This is a genomic window from Kitasatospora dryopteridis (assembly GCF_050749075.1).
Taxonomy (GTDB): Bacteria; Actinomycetota; Actinomycetes; order Streptomycetales; family Streptomycetaceae; genus Kitasatospora.
The window spans coordinates 5422048-5441769 of sequence record NZ_CP192749.1 but is presented as its reverse complement, the minus strand read 5'-3'; the positions used below and the strand labels follow the sequence as shown (position 1 = coordinate 5441769).

Below are 19722 nucleotides of genomic sequence, written 5' to 3'. Positions count from 1 at the left end.
GCGGCTGTGGCAACGATCACGGCTGTGACCACAGGCTCCGCGGTGGCTGCGCCCCAGCCGGAGTGCCAGACGGCGACCGTCCGGCCGTGCGTCTGGCAGCAGCCGAGCACCGAGGGCGTGGTGGGCGCGGCGCGCCTGGACGCGACCGGCCATACCCGGCCCGCCCTGCTGCGGGTCGAGGTCCGCATCCAGCGGGCCTGGGGCAGGCCGTGGGAGACGGTGGCCGCGTCCTCGCTGGTCGGCACCGGCAACCTCGCGCTGACCACACCGGCCGTCCGCACCGACTACCGCGCGATCGTCTGCGCCACCGGCGGCCCCGCCGACCGTCCGGACCTGCAGAACACCACCTGTACGATCTGACGCCCGGTCACCGGCGCCGGGGCTGCCGCACGGGCGGGCTGCTACACCGCCCCGGCGCCGGTGAGCGAGCGGACCTCCATCTCCGCGAAGCGGTCCCCGTCGGCCGGCTCGCGGGAGGTCACCGTACCCAGCCAGCCGGCCAGGAAACCCAGCGGGATCGACACCAGGCCCGGGTTCTCCAGCGGGAACCAGTGGAAGTCCACCCCGGGGAGGACCGCGGTCGGCGCACCCGAGACCACCGGGGAGAACACCACCAGCAGCACCGCCGGCAGCAGCCCCCCGTAGACCGCCCAGACCGCGCCGCGGGTGGTGAAACGGCGCCAGAACAGGCTGTACAGCAGGGTGGGGAGGTTGGCCGAGGCGGCGACCGCGAAGGCCAGGCCGACCAGGAAGGCCACGTTCAGCCGCTGGGCGAACAGGCTGAGCACAATGGCGAGCGCTCCGATCACCACCGCGGAGACCCGGGCGGCCACCACCTCCTCCTGCTCGGTCCTCCCCGGCCCGGCCTCCCCGGCCCGGCCGCGCCGCCGGGCCCCGGCGTACAGGTCGTGCGCGAAGGCGGCGGAGGAGGCCAGGGTCAGGCCCGCGACCACCGCCAGGATGGTGGCGAAGGCGATCGCGGAGATCAGCGCGAACAGCACCACCCCGCGGGTGGCGCCCTGACCGCCGCCGAGCTCGGCCGCGAGCAGCGGCACGGCGGTGTTCCCCGCGGGGTTGGCGCTGCGCACCGCCCGGGTGCCGACCAGCGCCGCCGCACCGAGGCCGAGCACCACGGCCATCAGGTAGAAGGCGCCGACCAGGCCGATCGCCCAGATCGTCGAGCGGCGGGCGGCGCGGGCCGTCGGCACCGTGTAGAAGCGGCAGATGATGTGCGGCAGCCCGGCGGTGCCGAGCACCAGGGCGAGGCCGAGGCTGACGAAGTCCAGCCGGCTGGTGAGGGCGGCGCCGTACTTCAGCCCCGGCTCCAGGTAGGCGCGGCCGGCCCCGCTGCGGTCGGCCGCGGCCTGCATCAGCGCGCCGAGGTCGCCGTGGAAGCGGACCAGCACCAGCACCGTCAGCAGCACCGAACCGGCCACCAGCAGCACGGCCTTGACGATCTGGATCCAGGTGGTGGCGCGCATGCCGCCGACCGTCACGTAGACGATCATCAGGGCGCCGACCGCGACGATCGTCCAGGCCTTGGCCGGGCCGTCGCCGGTGCCGAGCAGCAGCGCGACCAGGCTTCCGGCGCCGACCATCTGGGCGATCAGGTAGAGCAGGGAGACGACCAGACTGGCGGTGCCCGCCGCGGCCCGCACCGGGCGGGCGCGCATCCGCAGCGCCGGCACGTCCGCCAGGGTGTAGCGGCCCGCGTTGCGGACGAGTTCGGCGACGAGCATCAGCACCACCAGCCACGCCACCAGGAAGCCGATGCTGTAGAGCACCCCGTCGTAGCCGTACAGCGCGATCAGGCCGGTCACACCGAGGAAGGAGGCGGCGGAGAGGTAGTCGCCGGAGAGCGCGAGGCCGTTCTGCAGCGGGCTGAAGCCGCGGCCGCCGACGTAGAAGTCCTCGGCGGCGCGACCGCGGCGGCCGGCCCACAGGGTGATCGCCAGGGTGACCAGCACGATCACCGCGAACAGGGCGACGGCCAGGCCGCGGTGGCCGGCCGGGCCGGCGGCGGCGAGGGCGGCGGACGCGCTCACCGGAGCCGGTCCTGGGTGTCCCAGCGCAGTTCGAGGGCGGCCCGGTCGCGCTTGGTCCGGGCGTTGCGGGCGTACAGCCAGGTCAGCACGAAGGTCGAGGCGAACTGGCCGAGGCCGAGCAGCCACGCGACGTTCAGCGGGCCGGCGACCTGGCGGCGCATCAGGGCCGGCGCGGCGGCCTGCGCGAGCACGTACAGCAGGTACCAGCCGACGAAGAGCGCGGTGGCGGGCAGGACGAATCCCCGGTGGCTGCGGCGGATCGCGTCGAAAGCCTCGCTGGACTGCACCGCCCGGTACACCTCGCCCGCGGCCGGCACGGAGGTCTCCGACACCTGCTCCGACGCCTGCTCCGGCTCCGCCACCTGCTCCGGCGCTGCCGACGGCGCGGCGGCGGCCGGTGCGGGCACCCGGGCCTGCCGGGCGGCGGGGCGGCCCGGCACCCGGCCGGCCCACCAGTCGAAGCTCTGCTGCTGCGCCACGGGACGCTCCTGAACGGGGACGCGCGCGGACGGGCGGCGTCGGACTCGGCGCCGGAATGGAACCCTCCGGCCGCAGTGACCCGACCAGGATGGAGCTCCGCGGGGCGCCGCCGCCAACCGGTGCAGATACGTTCACTCGAACTGATGAGGGGAGGGCGGCCCCACGAACGGAGCCCCGCTCCGCCCGGACGGCCCACTCCTCGAAGCACTCTGACGCTCGGTCAGCGACCGGGTCGGCCCATTGCTCGGCGACACGCCGCGGGCCCTCCACCCCGCTGGGTGGAGGGCCCGTCCGGCCGGGGCCGTGCTCAGGCGTCGATGCGCGAGCGGTCCAGGGTCGCGGCGGAGTCCACGATGAACTCCTTGCGCGGGGCGACGTCGTTGCCCATCAGCAGGTCGAACGTCTTCTCCGCGGCCTCCAGGTCGCCGAGGTTGATCCGGCGCAGGATGCGGTGCCGCGGGTCCATGGTGGTCTCCGCCAGCTGGTCCGCGTCCATCTCGCCGAGGCCCTTGTAGCGCTGCACCGGCTCCTTCCAGCGCAGCCCCTTCGACTGGAACTCCAGCAGGGTGCGCCGCAGTTCGGCGTCCGAGTAGGTGTAGTGGTACTTGCCCTGGCCGCGCTTGGGGTTGGTCAGCTCGATCCGGTGCAGCGGCGGCACCGCGGCGAACACCCGGCCCTGCTCGACCATCGGCCGCATGTAGCGCTGGAAGAGGGTCAGCAGCAGGCAGCGGATGTGCGAGCCGTCGACATCGGCGTCGGCCATGAAGATGACCCGGCCGTAGCGGGCCTGGTCGATGTCGAAGGTCCGCCCGGAGCCCGCTCCTATGACCTGGATGATCGAGGCGCACTCGGCGTTCTTGAGCATGTCGGCCACGGAGGCCTTCTGCACGTTGAGGATCTTGCCGCGGATCGGCAGCAGCGCCTGGAACTCGGAGTTGCGGGCGAGCTTGGCGGTGCCGAGCGCCGAGTCCCCCTCGACGATGAAGAGTTCGCTGCGGTCGACGTCGTCGCTGCGGCAGTCGGCGAGCTTGGCCGGCAGCGAGGAGGTCTCCAGCGCGGTCTTGCGGCGCTGCGCCTCCTTGTGCTGCCGGGCGGCGACCCGGGTGCGGGCGGCCGCGACGACCTTCTCCAGGACGGCGCGGGCCTGGACCTTCTCGTCCTTCTTGGCGGAGGTGAGGAAGGCCTTCAGCTCCTTGGCGACCACGGTGGCGACGATGCGGTTGGCGGCCGAGGTGCCGAGCACCTCCTTGGTCTGGCCCTCGAACTGCGGCTCGGCGAGCCGGACGGTGACCACCGCGGTGAGGCCCTCCAGGGCGTCGTCCTTGGTGATGTCGTCCTCGGCGACGCGGAGCATCTTGGCGCCGCGCAGCACCTCGTTGACTGTCTTGGCGAGGGAGCGCTCGAAGCCGGTGACGTGGGTGCCGCCCTTGGGGGTGGCGATGATGTTCACGAAGGAGCGCATGGTGGTGTCGTAGCCGGCGCCCCAGCGCAGCGCGATGTCCACGCCGAGGTGGCGGGTGACCTCGGTGGGGGTCATGTGGCCGAGCTCGTCGAGGACGGGCACGGTCTCCTTGAAGTTGCCCTCGCCGTGCAGCCGCACCACGTCGCAGATCGGCTTGTCGGGCGCGAGGAAGTCGCAGAACTCGGCGATGCCGCCGTCGAAGCGGAAGGTCGTCTCGTCGACCTCCTCACTTTCCGTCAGTCGCTCGTCACGGACGATGATGGTGAGGCCGGGGACGAGGAAGGCGGTCTGCCGGGCGCGGGCGTGCAGGCTCTCCAGGGAGAGCCGGGCGTCCTTGAGGAAGATCTGCCGGTCCGCCCAGTAGCGGATGCGGGTGCCGGTGCGGCCGCGCGGGGCCCTGCCCTTCTTGGCCAGGCCGCTCGCCGCCTCGAACGGGGCGTCCGGGGAGAGCTCGGTGAAGATGCCGGGGGTGCCGCGGCGGAAGCTGATCGCGTGGGTGTGGCCGCTGCGGTCGACCTCGACGTCCAGGCGGGCGGAGAGGGCGTTCACCACGGAGGCGCCGACGCCGTGCAGACCGCCGGAGGCGGCGTAGGAGCCGCCGCCGAACTTGCCGCCGGCGTGCAGCTTGGTCATGACGACCTCGACGCCGGACAGACCGGTCTTGGGTTCGACGTCGACGGGGATGCCGCGGCCGTTGTCGCGGACCTCCACCGAGCCGTCGTGGTGCAGGAGGACCTCGATCCGGTCGCAGAAGCCGCCGAGCGCCTCGTCGACGGAGTTGTCGATGATCTCCCACAGGCAGTGCATCAGGCCGCGACTGTCCGTGGACCCGATGTACATGCCGGGGCGCTTGCGGACGGCCTCCAGGCCCTCCAGGACGAGCAGGTGCCGAGCGGTGTAGTTGGAACCGTCGTCTTTGGCCAGCAGGGCGGACGGCACTGATTCGGCACTCATGCGGCGTTGCACTCCTCAATGAAGTTCTCTGACTCGTCTGCTCGGACCGCCGCTCGCCCCCGACGCGCTCTCACAGGGCGAGACGGCGGAGTGTGGCGGCCGTCGCAGCCTGTACGCGCTGCGCGAACACGACCTTGGCCGGGCACCGGGGCGCCGGAACGCCATCTCCTCCTGCCACCACGGTTCCTGGCGGACCGTGGCACCCGGTCGCAGGCGGCGGAGCTGCTGCGATGCAGGCTACCGGTGCTCGGGACGGGGCTTATGCTCCAACCCAGCAGAGGATTATGCTACGCGGACCTCGGACATCGCCTCGATCGGGCGTTCGACGAGGGGTGGCCGCCACGGGAAACGGCACGCATGAACCGCCGGGCCCCGGGGCACGTCCTCATCAACACAGCAGAATCCTCAGAGAAGAAAAGCCACGAGCGGGAACGAAATCGACCTGGTTGGATGTTGACCCTGGTACGACAGCTCGTCGAGCTAGAGAAGAGGCGACGTGACTACTGTTCTGACCCCTGCGAGCCCGCTCACCGCGGCTGACCGCTGCGACCGTTGCGGCGCCCAGGCCTACCTGCGCGTCGTCCTCGCCAGCGGCGGAGAACTGCTCTTCTGTGCCCACCATGGCCGGAAGTTCGAGCCCGAGCTCAAGAAGATCTCGGTGGAGATACAGGACGAGACGGGTCGTCTGAGCACGACGCCCGCCACGGCCAACGACGACGAGCGCTGACCGCAGCACTCGCGCGACGAGCCAAGTCGGCACGGGCCGACGGGCCGGACGGCAGGTCGATCGACCTGCCGTCCGGCCTTTTTCCGTCCCGACCCTCGCCATCCGTGAGCGGGTGCACACGGACTGACACCACGTCGGACGGTGAGCGTCAGAGCACGGAGCGCACATCGTCGCTCACCGCGGCCACCCGGGTGTAGACGCCGGGGTGGGCCGCCTCCGCGCAGCCCGTCCCCCAGGACACCAGCCCCGCCAGCCGGCCGGCGACCACCAGCGGCCCGCCGCTGTCGCCCTGGCAGGCGTCCCGCCCGCCCTGCTCGGTGCCGGCGCAGACCATGACCCGCGCGTCGTACGGGCTGTCCCCACCCGCAGGGTAGGCGCGCGAACACACCTCGTCGGCGATCACCGGCACGTCGACCGACCGCAGGGTCGGCGAGTAACTGCCGTTCCCCCGGGTGTCGCCCCAGCCGTAGACCGTCGCCGGGGTGCCCGCCGCGTACGGCTCGGCCTCCCCCTGGCCGACCATGCCGATCACCGGGCGGCCGGACTGCGCCTCGGCGAGCGTGAGCACCGCCACGTCCCGCAGGTTGCGGCCGAAATCGTACCCGGGGTCGATCCACACACTGCGCACCGTCACCTCCCGTCCGTCGCGGGTGCGCAGATCGTCACGGCCGATCACGGCCTGCAGGCCGGGCCGGTCGGCGCGGCGGCCGGTGCGCTCGTCGTAGAAGCAGTGCGCGGCGGTGACCACCTTGGTCGCGGAGACCAGCACGCCCCCGCAGAACTGCCCGGAGCGGGTGGTGCCGAACTGCTGGCGGCTGGCGATCGCGACCATCCACGGGTGGTCGGCGGTGGAGGAGGCCGATCCGCCGACGATCCTGCGCTGCGCGTGGGCGGGCCCGGCGGTGCCGAGCACGACCAGCGAGGCCGGCAGCGAGGCCAGCAGCGCCGCGGCCAGCGCCCGCCGTGCGCGCCCGCGGCCGGCACCGACGACTGCGGGCGCCGGGCCCGGGCTGCTGCGGGGGGCGGGGAATCGGGGCCGGAAGGCGGAGGCGTCCAGGGAAGGCACTGGGTCTCCAAGCGTGGTCGACGACAGACAACCGGCACAGCGTAGTCGAGCGGTTACCTTACGTGTCGTCATGTGGCGCGTCGCCACCCGTACGAGCGATCGCGGGAGCCGGGCGGCGGAAGAGCAGCGACTGTGGCGGCGGCTGCGGGAACGCCGAAGGGGCCCGGAGCGTCTGCTCCGGGCCCCTTCGGGCTCGCTGGGTCTCCGGGGGTGCCCCGGGGGATCAGTCGAGGTAGTCGCGCAGGACCTGCGAACGCGACGGGTGCCGCAGCTTCGACATGGTCTTGGACTCGATCTGGCGGATGCGCTCACGGGTCACCCCGTAGACCTTGCCGATCTCGTCCAGCGTCTTCGGCTGACCGTCCGTCAGGCCGAAGCGCATCGAGACGACGCCGGCCTCGCGCTCGGACAGGGTGTCGAGCACCGAGTGCAGCTGCTCCTGCAGCAGGGTGAAGGAGACCGCGTCGGCCGGGACGACCGCCTCGGAGTCCTCGATCAGGTCACCGAACTCGCTGTCGCCGTCCTCGCCGAGCGGGGTGTGCAGCGAGATGGGCTCGCGGCCGTACTTCTGGACCTCGATGACCTTCTCGGGGGTCATGTCGAGCTCCTTGGCCAGCTCCTCCGGGGTGGGCTCGCGGCCCAGGTCCTGGAGCATCTGGCGCTGGACGCGGGCCAGCTTGTTGATGACCTCGACCATGTGCACCGGGATACGGATGGTGCGGGCCTGGTCGGCCATGGCGCGGGTGATCGCCTGGCGGATCCACCAGGTGGCGTAGGTCGAGAACTTGTAGCCCTTGGTGTAGTCGAACTTCTCGACCGCACGAATCAGACCGAGGTTGCCCTCCTGGATGAGGTCCAGGAAGAGCATGCCGCGGCCGGTGTAGCGCTTGGCCAGCGAGACCACCAGGCGGAGGTTGGCCTCCAGCAGGTGGTTCTTGGCGCGGCGGCCGTCCTCGGCGATGATCTCCAGCTCGCGCTTGAGCTTGGGGGCGAGCTTGTCGGCCTGGCTCAGCTTGTCCTCGGCGAACAGGCCGGCCTCGATGCGCTTGGCGAGCTCGACCTCCTGCTCGGCGTTGAGCAGCGGGACCTTGCCGATCTGCTTGAGGTAGTCCTTGACCGGGTCGGCGGTGGCACCGGCGACGGCGACCTGCTGGGCCGGCGCGTCGTCCTCGTCGTCGTCGGAGAGGACGAAGCCCTCCGACTCCTCCTCCGGGGTGTCGGAACCCTCGGCGGCCTTGTCGCCGGGGAGCGCCACGTCCTCGAGCAGCTCCTCCTCGCCGCCGATCAGCTCCTCGTCGCCCTTCTTGGTGGCGGCGGTCTTCTTGGCGGCGGTCTTCTTCGCGGGCGCGGCGGTCTTCTTCGCGGCGGCCTTCTTCGCGGGCGCGGCCCTCTTGGCGGCCGCCGCCTTGGCCGCGACGACCTCGGAGGAGGAGGCCTCGACCACGCTGATCTCGGCGGCGACGGAGGCGACCACGGACGGGGCGGCCACAGGGGCGGCCGGCGTCGCAGCCGGTGCGATGCGCACCGGCGGCTTCGTCGGGGCGGCCGGGGTACGGGTGGTGACCGTCTTGGTCGCGGTGCGCTTGGTGGTGCTCTTGGCCGCGACGCTCTTGCGCTTGGAGCCGGCCGGTTCGGCCGCACTGACCATGAGGTCCACTCCTTCCTCAATCAGCACCTGGTTGAGGCTGCGCATGACGTTCTTCCACTTGGTGACCGGGATCTGGTCCGCCTCGAAGGCCTGACGCACGTCGTCACCGGCGATCTGCCCCTGGGCCTTGCCCCGCTCGATGAGCGCGAGCAGTGCTGCGGACTCGGCGATCTCGGGGGGGAGGGAACGGGATGTGCTGGCCGACACGAACAACCTCTCGGACGATGAGTGGACTCGAACCCGTACCCGGCCGTACGAGAGAACCGGAGACGATCACGCACGCTCACGTGCGGGGTCGACTCCGACCGGCTCGGACTGGTGGACGAGGACTGGGTTTGCGGGACGGCAGCAGCGCCGCAGACCAACACAGCATTCTGACATGGTGGTGGTATTCCGGAGCTGCTTCCGCTCCGTACACATCGCTGCCACCCCTCCAGTGTTACGCATCCCGTTCGTGGCGCGGGTCACACCACCGGCGGAACCGCCTCCGGGCCCCTCCACTGCCCGCCGGCACGGCCCCCGGAAGCCTTGGGGGGACGGGCCGCGGGGCCGCGGAAGGGCCGTGGCGCAGGGGCCGAACGGCGGTCGGCCGGACGGGCGCGGCACCTGCGCCGGGCGGGGCCCGGTGCCGGCGCCCGGGGCGGGGTCCGATCCGCTCCTCGCGCCGGGTGCCGCGGCTCGCGCCGGGGCCGGCGGCCCGGGCTCACGGCCCGGGCCGGGGCCGGCGGCCCGGTCAGGTTCCGACGGCGCCGGATGCGGGATGCGGGAGTGTCGGTGCTCACGTCGAGTACCGGGTCGGCGCCGGGTGGGGTCCGGCGCTCGCGCACGGTGGTCGCCCTGCCCGGATCAGTGCTCGCGCGGCGCCGGGACGGCGTGCTCGATGTCCGGGTGCACGGTGAGCAGCGCCCGGACCGCCGCCTCCGCCGCGGTGCCGTCCCCGGTGCCGAGGGCGTCGACCAGGCGGGCGTGCAGGCTGATCGCCGCGTCCGAGGGCCGCTCGCAGGTCGAGCTGGGACCGCCGGACACCTGGAGGGCGCAGGAGACGATGCCGGAGAGGTGCTCCAGCATGCGGTTCCCCGCCATCTGCAGGACCAGACCGTGCAGTTCGGCGTCGGCCCGGGAGTAGCCGACCGTGTCGCCCTGGGCGGCGGTGTGGGCCATGATCTCGGTCAGTTCGACCAGGCGGTGCTGGACGTCCTCACGGCCGTGGCCGGCGGCGAGGCGGGCGGCCAGCGGCTCGATCGCCCAGCGCAGCTCGAACAGCTCGCGGCGCTGCTCGTCGCGCTGCGGGCCGAAGGCTCGCCACTCGATGATGTCGGGGTCGAGGAGGTTCCAGTCGGCGACCGGGCGGACCCGGGTGCCGACGTTGGGCCGGGCGCTGACCAGGCCCTTGGCCTCCAGGACCCGCAGGGACTCGCGGACGACGGTGCGGGAGACCTCGAAGCGCTGGCCGATCTCCTCCGGGACGAGAGGGCGGTCGGCGCCGAGGTCGCCGGAGACGATCATCTGGCCGAGCTGCTGGACAAGCTGGCCGTGCAGGCCGCGGCCGCGGCTGCTGGTGGTCTTGCGGCCGGCCCGGGCGAGCTCGGACTCGGCGCCCTCCCAGCGGGGGGCGGGCGGGACGGGCCGTTCGGCGTAGGGGAAGCGGTTGAGGTCGGCGGCGGCCATCGGGTCGGCCGAACGGGCAGTGGTCATGGCGGGGTGCGCAAGGGTACTCACACGTCCTTTGTCGGCGATCGCCCCACGCGGCTTGAGGATTCTCGTGAAAAGCACACGAAAGGGTGATCGTCTGCGGCTGGATCATTGACTTCTTATCAGGCAGAGCCTCCCAATTCGACCGCTCGAACATCACGCGGAGCACTTGTCGTTGACGCTGGGTGACGGCGGCCGGGGTCGGCGCCCCTTCTGGCTGTCCCGTCCCTCCGGCCTGTCCCGTCCCTCCGGCCTGTCTCCCCTTCCGGTCCGTCCTTCCGGTCTGTCAGAGCGCCCGGCGCCGGAACTGGACGGCGACCGCGCCGAGCAGGCCCAGAGCGGGCGGGGCCAGCACCACCGCCAGCAGCACCGGCACCGGCAGGTGCACGGCCTCGGCGGCCACCCGCCCGTCACCGAGCCGCAGCCGCTCCAGCGCGTTCTCGAACGGCAGCAGGGCCTGCATCTCCCGGACGGCCGGCAGCGCGGCGAACCCGTCCGGGCCGGTCCTGCGCAGCAGCAGCCCGGCGAGGGGTTCCCCCAGGACGGCCAGGGCGGTGAGCAGGGCCAGGCCCGCTGCGGCGTTCCGCACCAGGCAGGTGGCGAGCAGGCCCGCCCAGCCGGACAGCACCACCAGGGCTGCGAACAGCGCCAGCGGCCGCGCTGCCCCGGCCTGCGCACCGGGATCGAGCAGTTCCCGGGCGTCGATCCCCGGGGGCAGGGCCAGGGCGAACACCGACCCGTTCAGCAGGGCCGTCGCCGCGGACAGCGCGAGGCACACCGCGCCGACCACCAGCAGCTTGGCGGTGAGCAGCCCGAGCCGGCGCGGCAGCGCGACCCGGGAAGCGGGCAGGCCCGGGTGGCTCACCTCGTGCGCGTAGGACAGCGCGCCGAGGACACCCGCCCCGAGCGCCGCGACCGGCAACGGCAGCACCGGAACCACCGCGGTGACCGCCCGCACTGCATCGGCCGGGGACGGGCCCGGCTGCTGCTGCCGGGCCATCACGGCGGCCACCGCGGCACCGGCCAGCAGGACGACCGCCGCCGTCAGCCAGGTCGACCGCACGCTGCGGAGCCTGCGGACCTCGTACGCCAGGGCCTTCACGGTGCCTCGCTGCGGTGGTGGTCGGGCCCGGACACCGGGCGGTCGGACGGGAAGGGGCCGGGCGTCGCCGGCGGCAGGGGGGCGGGCCCGGGGGTGGGCGCGGGCGCATCCGCGGGCGCTTCCGCGGGTGTGGGCGCCGTTGCGGGCGCGGGCGCCGGCCCGGCGACGGGCACGGGCCGGCCGGAGGGAGGCGGTTCGGTGCCGGGGAACGACGCCGTGACCGGTCCGCCCCTGGTCGGCAGGGCGCCGCGCACGGGTACGGCGGGCTGGGGCAGCGAGGCTCGGCGCAGCCGGACGGTCTGGCCGGAGCGGCCGGAACCGGCGGGGAGGGTCGGGGCGGGCAACGGCCGTCCTGTCGTCCGGTCGGCGAGTTCGTGGAGCAGGATGCCGTGGCGGTGGGCGAGTTCGCCGATCTCGGCGCGGGCCACGCCGCCGACCGCGATGCCCGAGCCGCCGTCCGCGCGGACGCGGGCGCCCTGGGCGAGCAGCAGGTCCGCGAGGCGCCCCATCTGCGGGCCGCGGACGACCACTTCGGGGCAGAGACGGGTGCCGTGGAACTCCGCCGCGCCCTGGTCGGCGACCTGCCGGCCGCGGACGAGGGTGATCACGCGATCGGCCAGGGCCGCCTCCTGCGGGGCCCTGGTGGTGAGCAGCACGGTGCCGCCGGCGGCTGCGAAGGAGCGCAGGAAGGACTGGAACCACTCGGTGCTGCGCGGGGACAGGCCGGCGGTGGGCTCGTCCAGCAGGAGGGCCCGGGGTTCGCCGAGCAGGGCTGCGGCGAGGGCGAGGCGGCGGTTCATCCCGGGGGAAAAGGTGCGCAGCCGGTGGGTGGCGACCCCGGCGAGGCGGGTCTGTTCCAGCAGGTCGTCGGCGCGGCGGGCGGGCGCCCCGATGGCGGCGGCGAGCATCCGCAGGTGGTCGGCGGCCCGCAGGCCGGGGTGGCCGAGGCCCCACGCGCCGGTCTCGAGCACCACGCCGACGGTGTGCTCCGGGCGGCGGAGCCTGCGGTAGGTGCGGCCGTCGAAGAGGGCGGCACCGCGGCCGCGTTCGAGTTCGACCATCAGCCGGACGGCCGTGCTCTTGCCCGCGCCCTCGTCGCCGAGGAGGGCGGTGAGCGTGCCGGGGCGGGTGTCGAAGGTGAGGTCGAGCAGCGCCGGCGGGCCGCCCCGCCGGTGGACCTTGGTCAAGCCGGTGATCTGGATCATCGCTGCCTGCTGCTCCCATGCCTCGGCCGACCGGGTGGGCCGTGGGCCCGCGGAGCGTGGTGCTCCGGCGTGCCCGCGCCAGCACCCTAGGACTCGGCGGGGGAGATTCCGGGCATTGCGGCGGCCGACAGGGAGCGCTGCCCGTCTACCTCACTCGATCAGGGGACGTAACGGAACAGTTGACTGACCGTCGGGCAGTCGGCCGCCCCCGGTCCGGGGCCGGGTCTGCGTGCCGCGGGCGGGCGCGTGCCGGCCCGGCGGCAGCGGCGGGTCAGGCCTCCGGGCGGAGCATCGGCGGGTTGAGGACGGTCGCCCCGCCCGCGGTGAAGAGCTGGGCGGGGCGCCCGCCCTGGCGGGTCGTCGTTCCGCCGGACGGCAGCAGGAAGCCCGGGGTGCCGGTGACCTTCCGGTGGAAGTTCCGCGGGTCGAGAACCACGCCCCACACCGCCTCGTAGACCCGGCGCAGCTCGCCGACGGTGAACTCGGGCGGGCAGAAGGCCGTGGCCAGCGAGGAGTACTCGATCTTGGAGCGGGCGCGCTCCACGCCGTCGCCGAGGATCCGGCCGTGGTCGAAGGCGAGCGGGACGCCGTCGGCAGGCCTGTCGTCGAGCAGGTCGCGGACGGGTGCCCAGCGGGCGCTGCTGGCGTCGCCGCCGGGGCGCGGGGTCGGCAGGTCGGGGGCGAGCACCAGGTGGGCGACGCTGACCACGCGCATGCGCGGGTCGCGCTGCGGGTGTCCGTACGTGGCGAGTTGCTCCAGGTGGACGCCGGCCGCGGACTGGCCGGGTGCGGAGTGCGCGCGCAGCCCGGTCTCCTCGGCGAGTTCGCGGGACGCCGCCTCGCCCAGGCCCTCGTCCGGGCGCACGAAGCCGCCGGGCAGGGCCCAGTACCCCTGGAAGGGCGGCTCGCCCCGTCGGACCAGCAGCGCGCACAGCTCGTGGTCCCGGACCGTCAGTACCACCAGGTCGACGGTAACGGCGAACGGGGGGAAGGCCGACGGGTCATAGCGCGACATGGCGACGATCATAGTCGTCTTTCTGACGATAAACACAGAGTACCGGGAGGCCGGCCCGACCGGATGCTCCCGAACGGACGGCCGGGCGGGCGGAGCGGGCGGGGCGGAGCCGACGTGCCGCGAGTGCCCCGGTCGGTGCTGTGCACGGGCGGGTGCCCCGAGAGGCCCTCGGCGGGGCACCCCGGGGTGACGCCCCGGAGGGCGGGTCAGCCCGCGCCGAGCTGCAGCTGCGGCGAAGCCTCCTCCACGACGGCCACGCCGATCCGGCTGACCCGGACCGAGAACGGCTCCTCCGCCACCCGCAGTCCGGTCAGCTGGAGTTCGCCCAACGGCGTGCTGGAGGCCGGGCGGACGACCACCCGTCCGCCCGGCACGTCCGGGCGGACGCCGGCCATGGAAAGGACGAGATGGACCCCGGCCGCCGCCGACAGGGCCGCGGGCCGGCACGCAGCCGGGTGCGGCACCGGCGGGCATCCGGTCACCCGCTGCTCCCCCGCGTACATCTCCGGCAGTCTGCCGTCGAAGTGCTCGGCGGCGCCCAGCAGGCCCTCCAGCAGCAGCCCCGCCTCCCGCTCCAGGCCGCTGTCGGCGAGGCCGGCCACGGCCAGCGCCGTCTCGTGCACCCGGACGGCGCCGCTGCGGTGGCCGAGCGGATTGAACCGCGGCGACTTGCCGCCGAGTGTCCGCAGGCCCCAGCCGCAGTCCAGCTCAGGAGCGGTCAGGCGCTGGGCGAGGAGCCGGGTCTGCTCCCGGTCGAGCAGGCCCTCGTGCAGCTCGCCGTCCCGGGAGAGGCCGACGTCGAGCAGGTGGACGAAGGAGGAGGCCACCGCGGGGACCGTCCGCCCGCCGCCGAGCAGTGCGGCGGCGGGACGCCCACCCGACAGGTCGTCGATCCAGAACTGCTCCCGGAAGCGCTCCCGGAGCGCCGCGGCCCAGCTGCGCCACTCGGCCGCTCCCGGCCGGGCGAAGGCCGCGAGCAGCTCGGCGCCGTGCAGCGCCGCCCGGTAGGCCTGCGCCTGCACCTCGCAGCGGGCCGCGGCCGAGCGGGTGGACCTGTCCTCGGGCGGGCGGCTGAGGTCGACGACGAACCCCTCGGGCCCGTCCGGCCCTTCGGCGACCGAGCTGCGCAGCGCGGCCAGGGCGCGCTCGACGGCCGGCAGCAGCTCTATCACCTCGTGCCGCGGCAGGCCCCAACGCCAGGCCTCGGCCAGCACGGTGACGAACAGCAGGGTGGCCTCGGTGGCGGTGCAGGAGGGCGGCAGCTCGGGGCCGCCGTGCCGCATCGGGCCGGGGACGAGCCCGTCCGGGAGCTGCCCGGCCGCACCTGCCGCACCTGCCGGGCCGGTGGCTCCGGGCTGCCGGCCGGTGTGCTGACGGCGTGCCAGGGCACGGAGGGTGCCGGCCGCGAGGCGGGTGCCGAACGGCAGCGTCCAGCGGGCCGCCCACAGGGCGTCGGCCGGGGTGAGGCCGAACCGCCACGGCGCGCCGGAAGCCGCGTACAGGTCGGTCGGACGGTCGGCGTCGGCGAGGAGCAGGGCGCCCAGTGCGTCGAGGGAGCTCGGCACCAGGCGCTCGGCCCGGGCGTCGTCGCAGCGCACCTCGGGCTCGGCCCAGGGCAGCGGGACACCCTGGCCGCGGCCGGTGGGCGGCCGGCTGCCGGCCGGGGCGCTCTCCAGTTCGCTGCGCAGTTCGACGGACCAGCGGGCGCCGGGCTGCACCTCGAGGTCCCAGCGGAGCACACCCGCGCCGGCCAGTACGGCGTGCGGGGAGGGCCGCGCGGAGACGGTGGCGCTGCGGCCGGCGCCCGACCAGCGCAGGCCGGACGACTGGACCTGGCTCGGCAGGTCGGCGGCGCGCTGGCCGGCCGCGATGTCGCCCAGCAGGCCGAGGTCGGTGCCGAGGGTGATCTCCAGCGGCAGGCGGGCCGGGCGGCCGCCCGCGTTGCGGACGGTGACCGTCTCCGTGCCGTCGGCGTGGCGCAGGCGTTCGACGGTGAGTGCCGGGTCGGGGTCCGGGTCGCCGGGGATGCGGACACTGCCGACGAAGCGGGCCTCGGCGGCGGAGGTGAGGGCGCCCTGGAGGGGCATCGGCTCGATGCCGCCGAGGCGCAGCTCCATCCGTGCCAGGGTGCGCATGCCGGACCGGTAGAAGCCCTGGAGCCCCTGCCCGCGGAGCTGCCCGTCGATTCCGGACGCGGCCATCGCCGGGGCTGCCACGCAGAACAGCATGTCGTGGGCGGTCGCGGTCTGGGGCCGCGGCGGCGCAGGCGGTCTCGACTGGGCGGGCCCGGCAGGCGGCACCGGCACGCCGTACGGCGGGGTCGGTGTCAGCGGCACGCCGTAGGGCGGGGTGGTGGTCGGTGCCCCGGCGTACGGCGGACCGGCGGGCGGCGCGCCGGCCGGTGCTCGGCCCGGACGCGGCCCCGCTGCGCCCCCGGGCGGGGCGCCCATGGGCGGTGCCGCCGGTTGCGGGGGTGCGAAGGGTGTTGGCGGCGCCGCCGGCGGCGGGGGTGCGGACGACACCGGGGGGACCGCGGGCCCCTGGCGGACCGGCGGCACGGGGGGCGCCGGAGGTCCGGAGGGCGGCGGCACCGGCCCGGTGGGCGGTGCGGCGGGCGCGGGCGGCGGCGGTGTGGTCGCCGACGGTGCCGGTGCGCCCGGCTGTGGTGGCCTGGAGGCGGTCACCGGTCTCTCCTCCCCTCGGTCGGCCGGCTGCTGCTGGGCCGGTCGACCGCGAGCGTGCTCGTTCGCGGTCTGTGCTGCTCTGCCGGTGGGCAGGTCGATCGGTGGGAGCAGGCGGTCCGTCCCGGCACCGCACGGCCGGTACCGGCCGTTGCTCCGCGCTGCCCGTCCGGCCCGGCCCGGCCGGTGTCGGCATGCGCGCACCGGTGGTGCGGTGCACGTCGGCTCGGTGCAGGGCCTGCGGGCGGGTGGTGCCGCCCGGCCCCGTTGGGTGAACGTCCTGCATGTGCCACAGGTCACGCCGACCCGTGCGGCGGCAGTGGCGCGCCGGCCCGGCGCGACCGCCCGGCTGCCCCCCGTCACCCCCGTCGACGCTGCCCGGCCCGGCTGCCGGAAGCGGCTCGGCCACCTCGATGGCCCTCCCCTACCGGCTCCCGTCCGCCGCCAGGATACGGTGCGGATCGGCGGCGCTCGTACCCGGAACATGGTCGACGCGCGTCGCACCGCGCCTGCGACCAGCACGTACCGAGGAGCTGCATGTCCACCGTCGGCCGACTGCCCGGAATCGTCACCACGGACCACGTCTTCCGGGTACCGCTCGACCACCAGCGGCCGGAGGGCGAACGGATCGAGGTGTACGCCCGCGAGGTCGTGGCCTCCGACCGGGAGCACGACGACCTGCCCTGGCTGCTGTATCTGCAGGGCGGCCCGGGCGGCAAGGCCGGCCGACCGCTGGGGCGCGACGACTGGCTGAACCGGGCCCTGGACGACTACCGGGTGCTGCTGCTGGACCAGCGCGGCACGGGACGGTCGACCCCGGCCAACCGGCAGACGCTGGCCCGCCGCGGCGGGCCGGCCGAGCAGGCCGAGTACCTGGCGCACTTCCGTGCCGACTCGATCGTCCGGGACGCCGAGCTGATCCGCCGTCTGCTGCTCGGCGACCAGGGCAGGTGGAGCCTCCTCGGCCAGAGCTTCGGCGGCTTCTGCACCCTGACGTACCTGTCGCTGGCGCCCGAGGGGCTCCGTGAGGCGTTCGTCACCGGCGGGCTCGCGGGGCTGCGCGCCTCGGCGGACGACGTCTACCGCGCGGCGTACCCGCGGGTGGCTGCGAAGAACGCGGCGCACTACGCCCGTCACCCGCAGGACGTGGCCGCCGTCCGCAGGATCGCGGCGCACCTGGCGGAGCGGCCGGCGGCGCTGCCGGACGGCGGGCTGCTGACCGTGCAGGCCTTCCAGGCCCTGGGCCTGATGCTCGGCGCCGGGAGCGGCTCGGGGGCCCTCCACTACCTGTTGGAGGAGGCCTGGGTCGAGGGCGTCGACGGGCCGGAGCTGTCCGACACCTTCCTCGCCGGGGCACAGGCGCAGCTGTCCTTCGCGCAGAACCCGCTGTACGCGGTGCTGCACGAGTCGATCTACGGCCAGCGCTCGGTGGACCCGGCGGGCACGGCCTGGGCCGCCGAGCGTGTCCGCAAGGAGTTCCCCGCCTTCGACGCCGGGGCCGCGCTCGGCTCGGACGCTCCCGTGCTGTTCACCGGGGAGATGATCTACCCCTGGATGTTCGAGACCGACCCGGCGCTCCGGCCGCTGCGCGAGACGGCGCAGCTGCTCGCGGAGCGCCGCGACTGGCCCGACCTGTACTCCCCCGAGCGGCTGGCGGCCAACGAGGTGCCGGTGTTCGCGGCCGTCTACTTCGACGACATGTACGTGGACACCGCCGACTCGCTGGAGACCGCGCGGGCCGTGCGCAACCTGCGGTTCTGGCTCACCAACGAGTGGGAGCACGACGCGCTGCGGGTGAGCGGCCGGGTGGTGCTCGACCGCCTGATCCGGATGGCCCGCGGCGAGGTGTAGCGGCGGGCACCGGACCCGAACCCTCTGATCGGGCCGCACGTCAGCGGGCCGTCGGCCGCTGGGCACGGCGCTGTCCGAGGGCCCGCCCGACGGCTCCGCCGATGCCGGGGCGGGCCTGCGGCGCCGGACGGCCCCGGGATGCCTGCACGGGCGGCCGCGCGGGTGGGCGCACCGGACCGTGGGGCCGGCCGCACCCCGACGGCCGGGCCACCGATGCGGCGCCGCCGCCCGGTGCGGGGTCGGGGCCGTGCGAGGGACCGGCCGCCGGTTCGGGCCCGGTTTCGGGTTCTGGGCTGTGCCCCTCGTGGTGGCCGAAGGAGTGGTCGGCGGGGGCGATGCGGTCGGGCGTCCGGTCGGTGTCCTGGCCCGCGGTGCGGCCCTCCGTTCGGCCCTCGGCGGGGCCGCCGGTCGGTCGGGGCCGGAAGACCGGCCCCTGGGGTGTCCCGTCGGGGCTCTGCCCGGTGCAGGGCGCTGCCGGGCGGCGGCCCGCGCGCTGTTCGCGGACGCTCTCCAGCAGCCGCTCGGGGGCGAGGCCGCCGTTGATGGACTCGTACAGCAGCTGGGCGAGGGTGTAGCGGGCGTCCACCTCCAGTGCCCGGGAGAGCATGATGCGGGCGGTGGCGGTGTCGCCGGCCAGCCAGGCCGTCCAGGCGAGCAGCGTGAGCGGCGGCGGGGCGAGGTGTTCGAACGGGCTCACGCAGCGCTGGACGAGGAACCGCCAGACGCGCTGGGCGGTGGCCAGTTCGTCCGGCTCGGCGAACTCCGCGCCGCGGTCCCGGCCGAGCTTGTCCTGCAGGCCCAGCAGGAGCCGGGCGGTGCGCTCCGGGTCGATCTCGCGTGCACCGTCGCGGAACTCCGCCACCACCTCGGCGAGCAGTGCGCCCGTGCGGTCGACCGTGTGGGCGCGGCCCACCGCGAGCTCCTGGAGGAAGCCCGGCCCGGCCCGCTCGATCTCCTGTCGCTGGACGTCCGCGACCGGCGGCCCGACCGGGGCCAGCCCGGCGACGATGGACCTGCGGCTGCCCCGCGGCGCCAGGCCGGCGAAGGTCGCGGCGGTCGCGATGGGGCTGGGCAGGTGGGCCGGTCTGATCGGTGTGCCGGAGGGGTCGCAGCAGCCGGGGCGGGTGCACAGGAAGGACCACCAGCGGCCGCCCGAGACGCACAGCGACTCCTTCACCGCCACGCCCGCTCCGCGGAAGGCCGCCGCGAGCCGGTCGGCGAGCGGGCGCAGCGACTCCACCGGCCGGTGGCCGCCCGGCGGTGCGCCGCCCGGTGCCTCGGCGGCGTCGACGGGATCGCGTACGAGGTAGAGCAGCACCTGGTCGGGGCGGCGGTCGCGCTTCTCGGAGAGGTCCATCAGCAGGGCGGCGATGTCGCGTGCGACGGGCTGCCAGTGCGCAGGGTCCTCGGGGATGTCGACCCGGACGACGCCGCCCTGCTGGAGGGAGGGGCCCTGCAGGCCGACGGCGACGATGCTGTCGTCGGGGAAGAAGCCGAGCAGGTAGGGGAGCATTTCGGCCATGTCGGCCGGGCCGCGCATCTGCATCGGGAGGAGGGTGGTCGGCGGGCCTGCGAGGGGGCCGGCCGACGGGGTGCGGTGCTCGTCGTGGTTCATGGCCCGAAGAGTGCCGCAATTTCGACCGCGGGATCCGGCCTGTGGAAAAACCTGTGGATAAATCCGCGGCCGGCGCTCCCGCCTCGATCGAAACGCAAAACCCCTACCATTCAATTGAACTGATCGAATGTCAGGCATTCTGTCTGATTATTTCTCCCCACACCGTACGTCCGGTCCAC

The 19722-nt window shown here is 74.5% G+C and carries 14 protein-coding genes; 3 read left to right on the top strand and 11 right to left on the bottom strand.

Translation table 11 applies throughout. The annotated features are described in order from the left end of the window. Window positions 1-24: 24 nt before the first annotated feature. Window positions 25-360: a hypothetical protein gene (locus ACQ614_RS24580; protein ID WP_431680824.1), complete on the top strand. Its 336-nt coding sequence runs from the start codon at window positions 25-27 to the stop codon at window positions 358-360. Window positions 361-401: 41 nt separating this feature from the next. Here ACQ614_RS24580 and ACQ614_RS24575 read toward each other — a convergent pair whose 3' ends face one another. From ACQ614_RS24575 to ACQ614_RS24565, 3 genes are all read right to left on the bottom strand, one after another. Beyond that, entirely contained in the window at window positions 402-2045 is a 1644-nt protein-coding gene (locus ACQ614_RS24575) for a solute symporter family protein (protein ID WP_431680822.1), read from the bottom strand. Next, window positions 2042-2524 carry a DUF485 domain-containing protein gene (locus ACQ614_RS24570; protein WP_431680820.1) on the bottom strand — a complete coding sequence of 161 codons (483 nt, stop codon included), beginning with the start codon at window positions 2522-2524 and terminating at the stop codon, window positions 2042-2044. Before ACQ614_RS24570 ends, ACQ614_RS24575 begins: the two co-directional genes overlap by 4 nt. A gap of 308 nt (window positions 2525-2832) precedes the next feature. After that, complete coding sequence (locus tag ACQ614_RS24565) at window positions 2833-4941, bottom strand: DNA gyrase/topoisomerase IV subunit B (RefSeq protein WP_431680818.1); 2109 nt, start codon at window positions 4939-4941, stop codon at window positions 2833-2835. Between the two features lie 496 nt (window positions 4942-5437). On the opposite strand from ACQ614_RS24565, the gene ACQ614_RS24560 reads away from it, so the two are divergent. Beyond that, window positions 5438-5668 (top strand): DUF7455 domain-containing protein, encoded by a 231-nt coding sequence (locus ACQ614_RS24560; protein WP_363490867.1) that lies wholly within the window; start codon window positions 5438-5440, stop codon window positions 5666-5668. Window positions 5669-5816: 148 nt separating this feature from the next. Here ACQ614_RS24560 and ACQ614_RS24555 read toward each other — a convergent pair whose 3' ends face one another. From ACQ614_RS24555 to ACQ614_RS24525, 7 genes are all read right to left on the bottom strand, one after another. Continuing rightward, entirely contained in the window at window positions 5817-6734 is a 918-nt protein-coding gene (locus tag ACQ614_RS24555) for a S1 family peptidase (protein ID WP_431680817.1), read from the bottom strand. Window positions 6735-6957: 223 nt separating this feature from the next. Next, entirely contained in the window at window positions 6958-8595 is a 1638-nt protein-coding gene (locus ACQ614_RS24550) for an RNA polymerase sigma factor (protein ID WP_431680816.1), read from the bottom strand. Window positions 8596-9228: 633 nt separating this feature from the next. Continuing rightward, a complete protein-coding gene (locus ACQ614_RS24545) occupies window positions 9229-10155 on the bottom strand; it encodes a FadR/GntR family transcriptional regulator (RefSeq protein WP_431680815.1) in 927 nt (308 codons plus the stop codon). A 205-nt stretch (window positions 10156-10360) separates the two neighbouring features. After that, complete coding sequence (locus tag ACQ614_RS24540; protein ID WP_431680814.1) at window positions 10361-11176, bottom strand: hypothetical protein; 816 nt, start codon at window positions 11174-11176, stop codon at window positions 10361-10363. Next, a complete protein-coding gene (locus ACQ614_RS24535; RefSeq protein WP_431680813.1) occupies window positions 11173-12381 on the bottom strand; it encodes an ATP-binding cassette domain-containing protein in 1209 nt (402 codons plus the stop codon). Before ACQ614_RS24535 ends, ACQ614_RS24540 begins: the two co-directional genes overlap by 4 nt. A gap of 271 nt (window positions 12382-12652) precedes the next feature. Next, the gene (locus ACQ614_RS24530) at window positions 12653-13396 is read right to left on the bottom strand and encodes an NUDIX hydrolase (RefSeq protein WP_363490879.1); all 744 of its coding nucleotides are present in this window, start codon (window positions 13394-13396) and stop codon (window positions 12653-12655) included. 206 nt (window positions 13397-13602) lie between these two features. Further along, window positions 13603-15612, bottom strand: coding sequence for a glycogen debranching N-terminal domain-containing protein (locus ACQ614_RS24525; protein WP_431680812.1), 2010 nt, complete (start codon window positions 15610-15612; stop codon window positions 13603-13605). A gap of 1002 nt (window positions 15613-16614) precedes the next feature. Between ACQ614_RS24525 and ACQ614_RS24520 the strand changes: the two genes are divergently transcribed. Then, window positions 16615-17928 carry an alpha/beta fold hydrolase gene (locus tag ACQ614_RS24520; protein WP_431680811.1) on the top strand — a complete coding sequence of 438 codons (1314 nt, stop codon included), beginning with the start codon at window positions 16615-16617 and terminating at the stop codon, window positions 17926-17928. Between the two features lie 40 nt (window positions 17929-17968). Here the strand turns inward: ACQ614_RS24520 and ACQ614_RS24515 are convergent, their stop codons facing one another. After that, window positions 17969-19543, bottom strand: a complete 1575-nt coding sequence (locus tag ACQ614_RS24515; protein WP_431680810.1) for a DUF4192 family protein — start codon at window positions 19541-19543, stop codon at window positions 17969-17971. Window positions 19544-19722: the final 179 nt, after the last annotated feature.

Coding starts and splice junctions, on each gene's coding strand:
- ACQ614_RS24565 (WP_431680818.1), bottom strand. CDS start 4,941: ATGAGTGCCGAATCAGTGCCGTCCGCCCTGCTGGCCAAAGACGACGGT.
- ACQ614_RS24535 (WP_431680813.1), bottom strand. CDS start 12,381: ATGATCCAGATCACCGGCTTGACCAAGGTCCACCGGCGGGGCGGCCCG.
- ACQ614_RS24530 (WP_363490879.1), bottom strand. CDS start 13,396: ATGTCGCGCTATGACCCGTCGGCCTTCCCCCCGTTCGCCGTTACCGTC.
- ACQ614_RS24520 (WP_431680811.1), top strand. CDS start 16,615: ATGTCCACCGTCGGCCGACTGCCCGGAATCGTCACCACGGACCACGTC.
- ACQ614_RS24515 (WP_431680810.1), bottom strand. CDS start 19,543: ATGAACCACGACGAGCACCGCACCCCGTCGGCCGGCCCCCTCGCAGGC.